The organism is Xanthobacter sp. 91, assembly GCF_000702385.1.
GTDB lineage: Bacteria > Pseudomonadota > Alphaproteobacteria > Rhizobiales > Xanthobacteraceae > Xanthobacter > Xanthobacter aminoxidans.
This window is the reverse complement of the sequence record NZ_JNIB01000001.1, coordinates 2150896-2165770: the sequence shown is the minus strand read 5'-3', so window position 1 is coordinate 2165770 and position 14875 is coordinate 2150896. Positions and strand designations below refer to the sequence as shown.

The window sequence follows — 14875 nt, the reverse complement described above, 5'->3', positions numbered from 1 at the left end:
TCCCTCCTCCACCCGTTCTTCTTCTGGCCGCCACTCCGCCTGGCACGAGCGGATGCCCTGGAGAGACGGCGCCCGCAATGAAGCGCCTATTCGGCAATGTCGCAAGAGCTTTGACGTTCCGCCTCTCGATACCGCAGGACCGGCGAATAGCTCGTTCCGCGCCGCTTCCGGAGGGGCGAGCGAGCCCCAACACCCACCATCATTTCATATTGCGAGTTTATCTATCGCATTATGAAGTGAACCCGAGATCAAGAGAAACGGCGCCGGGCGCCGGTCAAGGAAGAGGACACTCCCATGCCCAAGGGCGCAGAACTCATCACCGAATTCCTCATCAAGGAAAAAGTGCCTTACGTCGTCGGCATCTGCGGGCACGGCAATGTGGGCATGCTGGACGTGCTGCATCAGGCCCGATCCGACATCACGCTCATCTCCCCCCGACATGAGCAGGTCGCCGCTCACATGGCGGATGGCTATTTCCGGGTGAAGCACGCGCCGCTCGCCACCCTCACCTCCTGCGGTCCGGGCTCCGCCAACATGGTGATGGGCACGGCGGTGGCGCTCACCGATTCCTCCGCCTTCCTCGCCATCACCGCCAACGTGCCCACCAGCCAGTTCAACCGCAGCCCCTTCCAGGAGCTGAACCGGCACAATCAGGCCGACTTCGCCAACGTCATGCGCCCGGTGGTGAAGCGCTCGTTCCAGCCGACGCGGGTGGACATGCTGCCGCTGGCCCTGCGCCAGTCCATGAGCACCATGCTGTCGGGCCGGCCCGGACCGGTCAATCTCGACGTGCCGTTCAACGTGTTCCAGGAAGAGGCCGATATCGGCCTCGAACCCGGCGCGCCCGCGCTCATCAACGAGCGCCGCAGCGCCGCGGCTCCGGAGGACGTGGCGACCGCCGTCGACCTCATGCTCGCCGCCGAGCGGCCGGTGCTGTTCATCGGCCACGGCGTCGCCCTCTCCGAGGCTGCGGAGGAGCTCACGGCGCTGGCGCAGCGCCTCTCCATTCCCGTCATCAGCTCGCCGAACGGCATGGGCTGCCTCGACATGGAGGACCCGCTCTCCCTCGGCTTCATCGGCCGCAACGGCGCCTATCCCGCCAACCAGGCCGGGCGCACCTGCGATCTGGTGATCGCCGTGGGCGCGCGGTTCGACGATCGCTCGGCCTCCTCCTGGATGCCCGGCTATTCCTGGAACTTCCCCACCTCCAAGCTCATCCATGTGGACGTGGATCACGCCGAGATCGGCCGCAACTACGCCCCGACCCTGCCCATCCTCGCCGATGCCCGCTCCTTCCTGCGCCAGGTGCTGGCGGAGCTGGACCGGCGCAACCTCGACCCCGGCGCGCGGCTGGCGCCGTGGCACGCGTCCATCGCCGGATGGCGGTCGGAGTGGGATGCGTTCGTCGCGCCCAATTTCGACATCGACAGCACGCCCATCCGTCCCGAGGCCATCGTGCGCGCCTGCGCCGAGGTGCTGCCGGACGACGCCATCCTCACCTTCGATGCGGGCGTTCACCACAACTGGTTCATGCAGTTCTGGAAGGCCCGCCGGCCCCAGACCATGCTCAACAGCTGGGGCTATTCGGGCATGGGCTTCGGCCCGGCGAGCGCGCTCGGCGCGAAGCTCGCGGCGCCGGACCGGCCGGTCATCTCGGTGTGCGGCGACGGCGGCTTCACCATGGTGCCGCACGTGCTGTGCACGGCGGTGGAGTACAACATCCCCGTGGTCTGGGTGGTGTGGAACAACTTCGCCTGGGGCGCCATCCGCGACATCCAGTACGGCCTGTTCGAAGGCCGTGAGCTGGGCACCGCCTTCTATCGCGGCGAGAACGGCGAGCCCTACAATCCGGACTTCGCGCTGTGGGCCAAGGCGGCGGGCGTCGAGGCCGTCACCATCACCCGCACCGCCGATTTCGCCGAGGCCCTGCGCATCGCGGTCGCGTCCGGCCGGCCCTATCTGATCGACGTGCATGTGGACGCCAATGTCCGCCCGCCCGCGACCGGCGCCTGGGCGCTGCCGCCTGTTCCGCACAAGGAGCCGGTGTTCGGCCGCCGCCTGCTGCCCGGCGATCTCGACCATGCGTTCTGAAGACCAGAGCAGCCCCGCCGCCGCGTCGGAGGCCTACGACGTGGTGGTGATCGGCGCCGGGGCGGCCGGCCTCGCGGCGGCGGCCACCGCGGCAGCGCGGGGGCTGTCCGTGGCCGTGGTGGAGAGTTCGCCCTTCGTGGGTGGCACCTCCGCCATTTCCGGCGGCATGGTCTGGGCGCCGGGCAACGACAAATCCCCGCACTTGAACGACAGCCCGGACGCCGTGCGGCGCTATCTCGGCGCCACCGTGCCGGGAGATGCGGGGCGGGAGGGGCGGGAGGCCTTTCTTGCGCGCGCCGGGGAGGCCGTCGCCTTCCTGGAGCGCAACACCGCCGTGCGGCTGCGGCCGGTCGCGTCCTATCCGGACTATTATCCCGACACGCCGGGGGCGACGGCCGGCGGCCGGGTGCTGGAGCCGGTCCCGTTCGATGCGCGCCGCCTGGGCCAGGCCTTCGCCCTGCTTCGGCCGCCCCTGCCGGAGTTCACCCTGTTCGGCGGCATGATGGTGAGCCGCGCCGACATCCCCCACTTCCGCAAGGTGGGGCGCTCCCTGAAATCGACGCTCCGTGTTGCCCGGCTGACGGCCGCCTATGCCCTCCAGCGGCTCTCCGCCCCGCGCGGGACCACCCTCTATCTCGGCAACGCGCTCATGGCGGCGCTGCTGCGCTCCGTCCTCGACCGGAAGGTGACGCTGCTGCTCGCGACGGCGGCGGTCGCGCTGGAACGGGACGGGAATGGCCGCGTCTGCGGCGTCACGGTGGAGAAGAGCGGGGCGCGCAGGGTCGTGCGTGCCAGACGCGGTGTCTGCCTCGCCTCGGGCGGATGCTCGCGGGACGACGCGCTCCGGGCCGCGCACCTTCCGGCCGCCGCCGGCCGCCTCACCGCCACCGTCGCTTCGGGCGCGCCCGCTGGCGGCGTGCGGCTGGCGCTGGAGGCTGGCGCTCGCCTCGCCGAGCCGGCGGGCAACAACGCCTTCTGGGTACCCGCCTCGCGCTTCCGCCGTGCCGACGGCAGTGAGGCCGTGTTTCCCCACACCGTGACGGATCGCGGCAAGCCCGGCCTCATCGCGGTGGACGCGACGGGACGGCGCTTCGTCAACGAGGCCCTGTCCTATCACGAGTTCGTCCTCGCCATGCTGCGCGCGGGCAACCGGGCCGTGCCGGCCTTTCTGATCTGCGACAAGCACTTCCTGTGGACCTACGGTCTCGGCCGCATCCGCCCCTTTGCCCTGTCGGTGCAGGCGGAGCTGGACAGCGGCTATCTGAAGACAGGCGCCACCATCGATGCGCTCGCCGAGCGCATCGGCGTGCCGCCGGACGTGCTCGCGGCCACGGTGACGCGCTTCAACGCCCATGCACGGGAGGGAAAAGACCCCGAGTTCGGGCGCGGCGGCGACATCTACCAGCGCCATTTCGGCGATGCGGACGTCAAGCCCAATCCCAATGTGGCGCCCATCACCGCCGCCCCGTTCTACGCGGTGGCGGTGCACCCGGCCGATCTCGGCATGTCGCTCGGCCTCGCCACGGACGCCGGGGCGCGGGTGCTCGACGCGAGCGGCGCGGCCATTCCCGGCCTCTACGCCTGCGGTAACGACATGAACTCCATCATGAACGGGGCCTATCCCGGCCCCGGCATCACGCTCGGGCCGGCCATCACCTTCGGCTACGTCGCGGCCACCAGCCTCGCCGCAGCCTGACCCCCAAAACCAAAAAGACGGAAGGACACGCCATGTTCGAGAACGTGCTCATCACCGGCGCCAACGGGCTGCTCGGCCGGGCGGTGGTGAAGGAGATGCAGGGCCGCACCCGCGTCACCGGCTTCGACCTCAAGGCCGGCGATGCGCCGATTTCCTGGGAGACCGGAAACCTGACCGATGCCGCCGCCGTCGCCCGCGCGGTGAAGGGCCAGGATGCCATCCTGCAGATCGCCGCCATCCCCAACATCTGGTCGGGCGGCGGCGAGAAGATCATGCAGGTCAACGTGGTCGGCCTCTATCTGCTGCTGGAGGCGGCGGAGGCGGCCGGGGTGCGCCGGGTGGTGATCTGCTCGTCGGATTCCGTGCTCGGCTACACCGTGCGCGAGGGCAAGATGGTGCCCCCGTCCTATCTGCCCGTGGACCTCGCCCACCCGCTCAATCCCACCGATCCCTATGCGCTGAGCAAGCTCATGGGCGAGGAAGCGGGGCGCAGCTTCGCCACCCGTGGCATGGAGATCGTGGTGCTGCGCCCGGTCTTCGTCGCCTATCCCGAGATGTATGGCGAGATCCGCGCTCGCGCGGCCGCGCCCGACACCTATCGCGGAACCCCGGCGGGCGGGCCGTCGTCCGCCGGCGGCGGGCCATGCTGGCACCATGTGGACCCGCGCGACGCGGCGCGCGCCTTCCGGCTGGCGCTGGAGATGAAGAACGTCACGTTCGAGCGCTTCCTGCTGTGCGCCAACGTCACCCTCTCCCCCGAACCGACGCTGGAGCGCCTTGCCCGCCTCCTCGGCCGCACGCCGGAGGTCCGGCGGCCGGAGGTCTACGCCCGCAACCCCTTCGCGCCGATCTACGACCTAGACCCGGTGCGCGAGCGCCTCGGCTTCGACGCGGAATTCGACGCGCGCGCCATCGCCATACCGGCCGCAGCCTGATGGTGACGTGGCGCCACTTGCCGCATTGCCGGTCCCCTTCCGGCAATGCGCGCAACAGGTGTATGGAAGGCACAAATCAACCTTTGGCGAGGAAAGGACCGAGCCCATGCCGCCAGCCGTCAGCAAGGAGGACAAGGGCGAGACCACCGGCGAACGCGGTGGCGTTCAGTCCATCGAGCGTGCCGTCGCGATCCTGACCGAGGTCTCGCGCAACTACGGCATCAGCCTTGCCGATCTGTCCCGGGCCGTGGGCCTGCACAGCAGCACCACCTTCCATCTGGTGCGGACGCTGGTCGCCGAGGGCATGGTGCGGCAGGATCGCGAGACCAAGCGCTATCACCTCGGCCGCACCATCTACCAGCTCGCCGCCAGCGCCTCGAGCGAGGTGGAGCTGGTCTCCGCCGCGATGCCCTTCCTGGAGGACCTCGCGACCCGGACCCGCGAGTTCAGCCATCTCGCGCTGCGCAGCGGTCATGACATCATCATTGCCGCAAAGGTCGCGGGAGACGGCGCCTTCCAGATGACCGAACGCAATGGATCCGTGCGCCCCGCCCATGCGACGGCAGTCGGCAAAGTGCTTCTTGCCGCCATGGGCGACGGGCAATTGGCGCGCTACCTGGAGAGCGCTCCCTTCGCGGCCTTCACCGCGCGCACCATCACCGATGCCGAACGGCTGAGGGCGGAGATCACCAGCGTGCGCGCCGCGGGCATCGCCTATGACGACACCGAGTTTCACGACGAGGTCCGCTGCCTCGCCGTCCCCATCCGCGACTTCCGCGGCGAGGTGGTGGCGGCGGCCGGCGTGTCGGGTCCGGTCTGGCGCCTCAGCCTGCCGCGGCTGCACGAGCTCGCCGCGCAGGTGAAGGACACCTGCGCGCTCATCTCCCGGGAGCTCGGCCACCGGTCCGGGACGCTCTGACACCCCAACGTCCCGCGGCAAGATGGGCCATCCCCGGCTTCGCCGCCGGACGCTGCCGCACGCCCGCAACTCGAACCGCAAGGAAGCGCCTATGAACCGCACGCCTCCGACCGCGAGCTTCGGCATCAACACCTATTCCTACACCTTCAGCCGGCCGGCGGCCGCCTGTGTCCGCAGCGCGGCGGAGGCGGGCTATTGCGGCATCGAGCTGATGATCTATCCCGGCCATTTGTGGGAAGGCGCACCGGGTGATGCCGGCCCGGCGGCGGTGCGGCGCGCGCTGGAGGAGACGGAGCTCGCGGCCGTATCGGTCAACGGTCCGAACATTGATCTCAACATCGCCGCGGCGGTGGAGGAGATGCGGGCCTATTCGCTGCGCACGCTGGAAAGCCATATCCGCATCGCCAGCGAGATCGGCGCGCGGTTCCTGGTCCTCGGCCCCGGCAAGGCCAACCCGCTGTTTCCGCTCGACCGGGAGATCCTCCTCGGCCACCTCTTCGCCGCGCTCGATCGCCTTCTCCCGCTCGCGGACCACTGCGGCGTGAAGATCTCGGTCGAGAACATGCCCTTCGCCTTCCTACCCTCCGCCACCGACATCCTCGACGCGCTCGCGGCCTATGGCCATCCCGGCATCGGCGTCATCTATGACGTGGCCAACGCCCATTTCATCGGCGAAGACCCCTGCGCGGGCCTCCGGCTGATGCAGCAGCGGCTCGATCTCGTCCACCTGTCGGACACCACGCGCACGCTCTACCGACACGATCCCATCGGCATGGGCGACGTGGATTTCGCCGCCGTGCCGCCGGTGCTGGCAGAGATCGGCTATGACCGCGCCACCATGCTGGAGATCATTTCCCGCAGGCCCGACGACGATATTGCCGAGGGCGCCGCGCGGCTCGCCGCCATGGGCTTCGGCCCGCCCTATGGTCCTGATGCCGGAGCCTGACCGCGCTCACCTACTGATACCCAAGGAGCCATGGGGTCTCCCTTGGGGCGGGCCGGACCCAACGGATTGGGCCCCAACGCCCATCCCGAACCAAAACGGCGATGAGGGGTATGGAGCGAGACGCGAAGGAATACCAAGGCCGGCGAAAAGCCTTGCAGATGTTACATTCCGACGCTTTCAGGGGCGCCGTGAAACAAGCGACTGGCGGAGAGGGAGGGATTCGAACCCCCGATACGGTTGCCCGTATGCCGCATTTCGAGTGCGGTGCATTCGACCACTCTGCCACCTCTCCGCAGAGCCGGCGCCGGAGGAGTTCCGCTAGGGAAATCCATGACGCCGGTGGCGTGGTCGTGCGCTTCTAGCGGACGTTGGGGCGAAGGACAAGCGGTCGCGCGCAGGTCCGTCGCGGGAACATGAACCGATCTGCGCGGCCGGAGCGGGGCCCCCCAGAGTCCAGCGCCACCATGGGGCGAAGCGCACCGCTCACACCGCCTTCAGGTGCCGCAGTGGCCGGCCGGAGGAAATGCCCTGGGCGGCGGCGATGATGGCGGCGGTGTCGAGGCCGTAATGGGCATAGAGGTCGGCGAGCGTCCCGGTCTGGCCGAAATGCTCCACCCCCAGTGCCCGCACGCGATGTCCCGCCACGGCGCCGAGCCAGCCCAAAGTCGCGGGATGGCCGTCGATGACGGTGACGAGCCCGCAATGGCGCGGCAAGGCCGACAGCAACCGCTCCACATGGCTCTGCGCCCCGGCAAAACCGCGCTCGCGGGCGCGGGCGGCCGCCGTCCAGCCGGCGTTCAGCCGGTCGGCGGAGGTGACGGCGAGGAGGCCCACGTCGCGCCGGTCCTCGGCGATGAGCGCCACGGCATCGATGGCCTCGGGCGTCACCGCCCCCTGCACGGCGATCACCACGTCGCAATTGGGGCCGGGCTCGCGCAGCCAATAGGCGCCGTCCACGATGGCGCGCTTCTGCGCGTCGGTGAAGACGCGCTTCGGCTGCTCCAGCGGGCGGGTGGAGAGGCGGAAATAGACCGAGCCGCCGGTCTCGTCGCGCAGCCAGTTGCGCTCGTCGGCGGCGCCCTCGCCGTCCCGCTGCACATAATCGAAGGCGAATTCCATCAGCACCGCCAGCTCGTCCACGAAGGCCGGCTCGAAGGCGGCGAGGCCGTCCTGCGCCATGCCGATGAGCGGGGTGGCGATGGACTGGTGCGCCCCGCCCTCGGGCGCCAGCGTGATGCCGGAGGGGGTCGCGACGAGGATGAAGCGGGCATCCTGGTAGCAGGCGTAGTTCAGCGCATCGAGCCCGCGGCAGATGAAGGGGTCGTAGAGCGTGCCCACCGGCACGAGGCGGGCGCCGAACAGGGAGTGGGAGAGGCCGAAGGCGGAGAGGGTCAGGAACAGGTTCATCTCGGCGATGCCAAGTTCCATGTGCTGGCCCGTGGGCGAGAATTCCCAGGCGAAGGTGGAGGGGATGCGCTCGCGGCGGAACACGTCGGCCAGCGCCTCGTGGGCGAACAGGCCGCGCCGGTTCACCCACGGCCCGAGATTGGTGGAGACGGTCACATCCGGCGAGGTGGTGACGATGCGATCCGCGAGCGGGCTGTCGCCTTTCGCGAGGTCCTGGAGGATGAGGCCGAAGCCGGCCTGGGTGGAAATGCTGGGATTGGGCGGCGGGGCGAGCGCCGGCACCGTGAGCGCCGGGTCGGAATAGCGGCGCGGGCCGCCCTGCGCGAAGGGCACGCGATCGAGGAAGGCGCGCAGCTCGCCTTCAGGGCGCTTCAGCCCCTCGAACGGCTCCCATTCGCGGCCGGCGCCCACGTTCATGGACGCGCGCAGCGCCTCCATCTGGGTGGGGGTCATGAGGCCGGCGTGGTTGTCCTTGTGGCCGGCGAGCGGCAGGCCGAAGCCCTTCACCGTGTAGCAGAGGAAGGCCACCGGCCGGTCGTGGTCGATGGCGTCGAAGGCGGCGATGAGGGACGCGATGTCGTGGCCGCCGAGATTGGTCATCAGCGCGGACAGCTCGGCGTCCGAGCGCCGGGCGATGAGGGCGGAAACCTCGCCCTGGTCGCCGAGGTCGTCCATCAGGCGCTTTCGCCAGGCGGCGCCGCCCTGAAAGGTCAGCGCGGAGTATTCGGCGTTGGGGCAGGTATCGATCCAGCGCTTCAGCGCCTCCCCGCCCGGCTCGGCGAAGGCGGCCTGCTGGAGCGTGCCATACTTCAGCACGACCACCTGCCAGCCCATGGCCTCGAAGATGCCGGTGAAGCGCTCGTAGAGGCCCTCGCGCACCACGCCGTCGAGGCTCTGGCGGTTGTAGTCGATGATCCACCAGGTGTTGCGCACCTCGTGCTTCCAGCCCTCCAGCAGGGCCTCGAAGACGTTGCCTTCGTCCAGCTCCGCATCGCCCACGAGGGCGATCATCCGCCCCTTGGGCCGGTCGCCGGCGAGGCCGTGGGCGTGGACGTAATCCTGCGCGAGGCTGGCGAACAGGGTCTGCGCCACGCCAAGGCCCACCGAGCCGGTGGAGAAGTCCACGTCGTCGGCATCCTTGGTGCGCGAGGGGTAGGACTGCGCGCCCTTGAAGCCGCGGAAATTCTCCAGCCGTGCGCGGTCCTGTCGGCCGAGCAGATACTGGATGGCGTGGAAGATGGGGCTCGCATGGGGCTTCACCGCTACCCGGTCCTCAGGGCGCAGCACATGGAAATAGAGCGCGCACATGATGGCGGCGAGGGACGCCGAGGAGGCCTGATGGCCGCCCACCTTCAGGCCGTCCGTGCCGGGCCTGAGATGGTTGGCGTTGTGGATCATCCAGCTCGCCAGCCACAGCACCTTCTTCTCCAGTTCGCCGAGCACCGCGAGATCGGCGGTCGAGGGCGGCGCGGGCGGGGTGCGGAGTGCGGGAGCGGCGGAACGGGGGGAGGCCATGGCGTTTCCTCGGCGTGTTTCTTCGGCGATTTCTTCTTCAGCGGGCGGGCCGGAGCACCCGCCGCAACCCGATTGTAGCGTGGGCGGAGCGGCGTTTCCGGTCGAATCGGCCTTACCTTGGCGCGACTTGAGCCATAAATTGCCGCGAGACGCAGCCAACGGAGCAGGATCATGCGCCTCGACGCCATCGACCGGAAGATCCTCGCCGTCCTGCAGGCGGATGGCCGCAAGAGCATCGCGGAATTGTCCGGGGAGGTGGGGCTTTCCCCCTCGCCGTGCCTCAGGCGGGTGAAGGCGCTGGAGGAGGCGGGGCTCATCTCGCGCTATGCGGCGGTGCTGGACCAGCGCAAGGCCGGCCTGCCGGTGAGCGTGTTCGTCTCCATCAAGCTGGAGCGCCAGCAGGAGGAGGCGCTGGATGCGTTCTCCGCCGCCATTCGGGGCTGGCCGGAGGTGCTGGAATGCTATCTGATGACCGGCCCGCGCGATTACCTTTTACGGGTGGTGGCGGCCGATCTCGACGCCTATGAGCGCTTCCTGAAGGAGAAGCTCACGCGGCTCGACGGCATCGCCTCCATCGAAAGCTCCTTCGCGCTGGAACAGGTGAAATATTCCCACGTCCTGCCGCTGCCGTGACGGCCGGACGCGCAAGGAGGATCAGATGGCCATACGCGTCGGCATCGGCGGCTGGACGTTCGAGCCGTGGCGCGGCGTCTTCTATCCGGAAGGCCTGCCCCACGCGAAGGAGCTGCCCCACGCGGCATCCGTGCTGAAGACCATCGAGATCAACGGCACCTTCTACCGCACGCCCTCCGCCAAATCCTGCGCCGAATGGGCGCGGCAGGTGCCGGACGGCTTCGTGTTCGCGCTCAAGGCGACGCGCTACGTCACCCAGCGCCGCGTGCTGGCGGAGGCGGAGGAGAGCGTCGGCAAATTCATCACCAGCGGCATCGTCGAGATGGGCGACCGGCTCGGCCCCATCAACTGGCAGTTCGCGGCGACGAAAGCGTTCGACCCGGACGACATGGCCGCCTTCATGGCCCTGCTGCCGAAGACGCACGAAGGGATCGCCCTGCGCCACGCGCTGGAGGTGCGGCACCCCTCCTTCGCCGTGCCCGCGTTTGTGGAGCTGGCACGGAAGCATGGCGTCGCCATCGTCTTCGCCGATCACGAGACCTATCCGGCCATCGCCGACCTGACGGCGGATTTCACCTATGCCCGGCTCCAGCAGACCGCCGAGGCGGTCGAGACCGGCTATGGCGCCGCCGACCTCGCACGCTGGGCGAAGGCCGCGAAGGCGTGGGAGGCCGGCACCGTGCCCGAGGGCCTGCCGCAGGCGGGGGCGCCCGCGAAGGCGAAGGGAAAGACGGCGGCCAGGCGCGATGTCTTCCTCTACCTCATCGGCGGTGCGAAAGTGCGCAACCCGGCCGGCGCCATCGCCTTGCAGCGGCAGGTGGACGGCGAGTGAACAGCCGTTGACCTCAATCAACGCCGGACGTGTGCACTGCGGTAAAGAGATGATGCAGAGACGGTTCCCGACGCCCCGCGGGAGTGCCATCCTCCACCGGCATCGCGGGGGCGTGCCAGCCCCCTGAAGGTGTCCCTATGAAGCGCTCCCTTGCCATCCTCGCCGTCATCGTCGCCCTCGCGGCCGCAGGCGGCGCCGGAGCGTGGTATCTCGCGCACCGCAGCCGCGCCCTGCCCCCCGGCTTCGCCGAGGGCAACGGGCGCATCGAGGCCACCGAGGTGGACGTGGCCACCAAGGCCCCCGGCCGGCTGCTCGACGTGCTCGCCGAGGAGGGCGACTTCATCAAGCAGGGGCAGGTCATCGCGCACATCGACGTCTCGGACCTCGAGGCGGCCCTGCGCACGGCGGACGCGCAGGCATCGCAGGCGCGCCAGTCCCGCGACACGGCCATGCATGTGGTGGAGCAGCGCAAGGGCGAGCTGGACCTCGCCACCAAGGAGCTGGAGCGGCAGGAAACCCTTGTCGCCAAGGGCTTCGCCACCGAGCAGAAGGTGGACCAGTATCGCACCACCAAGCTCACCGCCGCCGCGGCGCTCGCCGCCGCCCAGTCGAGCCTCGCGGCGAGCGAGAGCGCCATCCGCGCCGCGGAAGCGGAGGTTGACCGCCTGAAGCGCCTCGTCGCCGACGGCATCCTCATCGCCCCCAAGTCCGGCCGGGTCATCTACCGCCTCGCCGAGCCGGGCGAGGTGCTGGGCGCCGGCGGCAAGGTGCTGACCTTCATCGACCTGTCCGATGTCTACATGACCATCTTCCTGCCCGCCGCCGACGCCGGGCGCATCGGCCTCGGCACCCCCGCACGGCTGATGCTGGAGCCGCTGCCGGACCGCGCGGTGCCGGCCGCCGTCTCCTTCGTCTCGGCCCGCGCCCAGTTCACCCCCAAGCAGGTGGAAACCCAGCGTGAGCGCGACCGCATGATGTTCCGCGTGAAGCTCCGCGTCGCCCGGCCGCTGGTGGAGAAGTATCTGGATCATGTGAAGACCGGCGTCACCGGCGTCGGCTACGTCCGGCTCGATCCCGCCGCCCAATGGCCCGCCTGGCTCGACTCGGACCTCGTGCGCGACGCCGCCGATGCGCCCAAGGACGCGGGGACCAAGGACGCGGGAGCCAAACCGTGAGCGAGGCCGCTCCGGCGGCACTCCCGGACGCCGTCCGGCTCGCCGGCATCCACCACGCCTACGGGAAGACGCGCGCGGTGGACGGGGTGGACCTCACCATCGCCGAAGGCTCCGCCGTCGCCCTCGTCGGGCCGGACGGGGTGGGCAAGTCCACCCTCCTCGGCCTCATCGCCGGGGCGAAGCGCATCCAGACCGGCCGGGTGGAGGTGCTCGGCGCGGACTTCGCAGCGCGCAAGGCGCGGGAGGAAGCCCAGCCGCGCATCGCCTTCATGCCGCAGGGGCTGGGGCGCAACCTCTATCCCAACCTCTCGGTGGCCGAGAACATCGCCTTCTTCGCCCGCCTGTTCGGCGAGGATGCGGCGGCCAAGGGCGCCCGCGTCGCCCCGCTGCTCGCCGCCACCGGCCTCGACCCGTTCGCCGACCGGCTGATGCGCAAGCTCTCCGGCGGCATGAAGCAGAAGCTCGGCCTGTGCTGCGCGCTGGTGCACGACCCCGACCTTTTGCTGCTGGACGAGCCCACCACCGGCGTCGATCCCCTCTCCCGCCGGCAGTTCTGGGACTTCGTGGACACCATCCGCGCCGACCGCCCGCACCTGACCCTCCTCGTCGCCACCGCCGACATGGAGGAGGCCGCCCGCTTCGGCCGCGTGGTGCTGATGGACAACGGCCGCATCCTCGCCGACGGTAGCCCGGCCGAGCACCTGGCCCGCACCGGCCAGCCGACGCTGGAGCGCGCCTTCATCGCTTTGCTGCCGGACGGCCAGCGCGGCGACGGCGACGCCGCGCTCCCGGTCGCGGCCATTCCGGCCGACGCGCCGGTGGCCATCGAATCCCGCGGCCTCACCCGCCGCTTCGGCGATTTCGTGGCGGTGGACGATGTGAGCTTCACCATCCGCCGCGGCGAGATCTTCGGCTTCCTCGGCTCCAACGGCTGCGGCAAGTCCACCACCATGAAGATGCTCACCGGCCTGCTGCCGGCAAGCTCCGGCGAGGCGCTGCTGTTCGGCGTGCCGGTGGACCCGAAGGACATCGAGACGCGCCGGCGCGTCGGCTACATGTCGCAGGCCTTCTCGCTCTACGGCGAACTCACCGTGCGGCAGAATCTGGAGCTGCACGCCCGCCTGTTCGCCTTGCCGGAGGACGCGGCGGCTAGGCGCATCGCCGATCTCGTCGCCACCTTCGATCTCAGGGACCATCTCGACGACCTCTCGGACGGCCTGCCCCTCGGCGTGCGCCAGCGCCTGTCGCTGGCCGTGGCGGTGCTGCACGAACCGGAGGTGCTGATCCTCGACGAGCCCACCTCCGGCGTCGACCCGGTGGCCCGAGACGGCTTCTGGGATCACCTCCAGCGGCTCTCGCGGGATGAGGGCGTCACCATCTTCGTCTCCACCCACTTCATGGGCGAGGCGGAGCGCTGCGACCGCATCTCCTTCATGCACGCCGGCCGCGTCATCGCCACCGGCACGCCGCAGGCGCTGAAGGACGCGCAGCACGCGGCGAGCCTGGAAGAGGCATTCGTCGCCTATATGGAGATGGGCGGCCGCGCCGCCGGCACCGAGGCGCGCCTGCCGCCGCCCCAGCCACGGCCGGCGGGAAAGCCGGCCGCCTTCTCCCCCCGTCGCCTCGCCGCCTATGCGTGGCGCGAGACGCTGGAACTGAAGCGCGATCCGGTGCGCCTCGCCTTCGCGCTGCTGGGCACCGCCTTCCTGATGATTATCTTCGGCTACGGCATCACGCTGGACGTGGACAAGCTGCGCTTCGCCGTGCTCGACCGCGACCAGACGCCGGAAAGCCGCGCCTATATCGACGGCTTCGCCCACTCCACCTATTTCCGCATCCAGCCGCCACTGACCTCGCCGGACGACCTCGACCAGCGGCTGAAGTCCAACGCCATCGCCTTCGCCATCGAGCTGCCGCCGAACTTCGGCGCCGATCTGCGCTCCGGCCGGCAGACGGAAGTGCTCGTCACCATCGACGGCGCCATGCCGTTCCGGGCCGAGACCATCAAGGGCTATGTGGAGGCGGTGCACACCATGTTCCTCGCCGACGCGGCGCAGATGGCGGGGCGCAGCTTCTCCGCCTTCGCGGGGCTGGAGATGCGCTATCGCTACAACCAGTCCTTCCGCAGCCTCGATGCCATGGTGCCTGCCAACATCGCGCTGATGCTCATCTTCATCCCGGCCATCCTCACCGCGCTGGGCGTGGTGACGGAGAAGGAGCTGGGCTCCATCACCAACCTCTACGTCACGCCGGTGACGAAGCTGGAATTCCTGCTGGGCAAGCAGGCGCCCTATGTGGGGGTGGCGCTGTTCAACTTCGTTGTCATGGTGCTGATGGCGCTGTTCCTGTTCGGGGTGCCGCTGAAGGGCTCGTTCCTCGGTCTGGCGCTGGGGGCCTTCGCCTATGTGCTGGCGACGACCGCCATCGGGCTCGTCTCCTCCACCCTCACCAACACCCAGGTGGCGGCGCTGTTCGGCACCGCCATCGGCACTATGATGCCCGCCACCCAGTTTTCCGGCATGCTCCAGCCGGTGGCCTCGCTGGAGGGCGGGGGATGGGTGCTCGGCACCTTCTTTCCCACCACCTATTTCATGCGGGTGAGCGTGGGTGCCTTCACCAAGGGGCTGAGCTTCACCGAGCTTCTGCCGTTCGTCATGGCCACCGCCGCCTTCTGGCCGGCGCTGCTGGCCATCGCCTTCCTCATCCTGCGCAAGCAGGAGACCTGA

General features: G+C 69.6%; 10 protein-coding genes and 1 tRNA gene. 9 read left to right on the top strand and 2 right to left on the bottom strand.

The window, feature by feature from the left end:
• Positions 1 to 294 precede the first annotated feature (294 nt).
• The 5 genes from A37E_RS0110300 to A37E_RS0110280 all read left to right on the top strand — a co-directional run bounded on the left by A37E_RS0110300 (position 295) and on the right by A37E_RS0110280 (position 6587).
• The gene (locus tag A37E_RS0110300; RefSeq protein WP_029556504.1) at positions 295 to 2091 is read left to right on the top strand and encodes a thiamine pyrophosphate-binding protein; all 1797 of its coding nucleotides are present in this window, start codon (positions 295 to 297) and stop codon (positions 2089 to 2091) included.
• Complete coding sequence (locus A37E_RS0110295; protein ID WP_029556503.1) at positions 2081 to 3787, top strand: FAD-dependent oxidoreductase; 1707 nt, start codon at positions 2081 to 2083, stop codon at positions 3785 to 3787. The genes A37E_RS0110300 and A37E_RS0110295 overlap by 11 nt, the downstream gene beginning before the upstream one ends.
• 32 nt (positions 3788 to 3819) lie before the next feature.
• Positions 3820 to 4722: an NAD(P)-dependent oxidoreductase gene (locus A37E_RS0110290; RefSeq protein WP_029556502.1), complete on the top strand. Its 903-nt coding sequence runs from the start codon at positions 3820 to 3822 to the stop codon at positions 4720 to 4722.
• Between the two features lie 106 nt (positions 4723 to 4828).
• A complete protein-coding gene (locus A37E_RS0110285; RefSeq protein ID WP_051678921.1) occupies positions 4829 to 5641 on the top strand; it encodes an IclR family transcriptional regulator in 813 nt (270 codons plus the stop codon).
• Positions 5642 to 5732: 91 nt separating this feature from the next.
• Complete coding sequence (locus A37E_RS0110280) at positions 5733 to 6587, top strand: sugar phosphate isomerase/epimerase family protein (protein WP_051678920.1); 855 nt, start codon at positions 5733 to 5735, stop codon at positions 6585 to 6587.
• 202 nt (positions 6588 to 6789) lie between these two features.
• Here the strand turns inward: A37E_RS0110280 and A37E_RS0110275 are convergent.
• Positions 6790 to 6879 (bottom strand) — tRNA-Ser (locus A37E_RS0110275).
• Positions 6880 to 7070: 191 nt separating this feature from the next.
• Positions 7071 to 9392 (bottom strand): 1-deoxy-D-xylulose-5-phosphate synthase N-terminal domain-containing protein, encoded by a 2322-nt coding sequence (locus A37E_RS0110270; protein ID WP_245279439.1) that lies wholly within the window; start codon positions 9390 to 9392, stop codon positions 7071 to 7073.
• A 285-nt stretch (positions 9393 to 9677) separates the two neighbouring features.
• Between A37E_RS0110270 and A37E_RS0110265 the strand changes: the two genes are divergently transcribed.
• The 4 genes from A37E_RS0110265 (at position 9678) to rbbA (ending at position 14875) form a co-directional block, all read left to right on the top strand.
• A complete protein-coding gene (locus A37E_RS0110265; protein WP_024281234.1) occupies positions 9678 to 10142 on the top strand; it encodes an Lrp/AsnC family transcriptional regulator in 465 nt (154 codons plus the stop codon).
• A 25-nt stretch (positions 10143 to 10167) separates the two neighbouring features.
• Positions 10168 to 10974: a DUF72 domain-containing protein gene (locus A37E_RS0110260; protein WP_029556497.1), complete on the top strand. Its 807-nt coding sequence runs from the start codon at positions 10168 to 10170 to the stop codon at positions 10972 to 10974.
• A gap of 137 nt (positions 10975 to 11111) precedes the next feature.
• Positions 11112 to 12149, top strand: coding sequence for an HlyD family efflux transporter periplasmic adaptor subunit (locus tag A37E_RS0110255; protein WP_029556496.1), 1038 nt, complete (start codon positions 11112 to 11114; stop codon positions 12147 to 12149).
• Positions 12146 to 14875, top strand: a complete 2730-nt coding sequence (gene rbbA, locus A37E_RS0110250; RefSeq protein WP_029556495.1) for a ribosome-associated ATPase/putative transporter RbbA — start codon at positions 12146 to 12148, stop codon at positions 14873 to 14875. Before A37E_RS0110255 ends, rbbA begins: the two co-directional genes overlap by 4 nt.

Excerpts from the sequence above, each read along its gene's own strand:
- A37E_RS0110300 (WP_029556504.1), top strand. The coding sequence starts at position 295 with ATGCCCAAGGGCGCAGAACTCATCACCGAATTCCTCATCAAGGAAAAA.
- A37E_RS0110295 (WP_029556503.1), top strand. The coding sequence starts at position 2,081 with ATGCGTTCTGAAGACCAGAGCAGCCCCGCCGCCGCGTCGGAGGCCTAC.
- A37E_RS0110290 (WP_029556502.1), top strand. The coding sequence starts at position 3,820 with ATGTTCGAGAACGTGCTCATCACCGGCGCCAACGGGCTGCTCGGCCGG.
- A37E_RS0110285 (WP_051678921.1), top strand. The coding sequence starts at position 4,829 with ATGCCGCCAGCCGTCAGCAAGGAGGACAAGGGCGAGACCACCGGCGAA.
- A37E_RS0110280 (WP_051678920.1), top strand. The coding sequence starts at position 5,733 with ATGAACCGCACGCCTCCGACCGCGAGCTTCGGCATCAACACCTATTCC.
- A37E_RS0110270 (WP_245279439.1), bottom strand. The coding sequence starts at position 9,392 with ATGATCCACAACGCCAACCATCTCAGGCCCGGCACGGACGGCCTGAAG.
- A37E_RS0110260 (WP_029556497.1), top strand. The coding sequence starts at position 10,168 with ATGGCCATACGCGTCGGCATCGGCGGCTGGACGTTCGAGCCGTGGCGC.
- A37E_RS0110255 (WP_029556496.1), top strand. The coding sequence starts at position 11,112 with ATGAAGCGCTCCCTTGCCATCCTCGCCGTCATCGTCGCCCTCGCGGCC.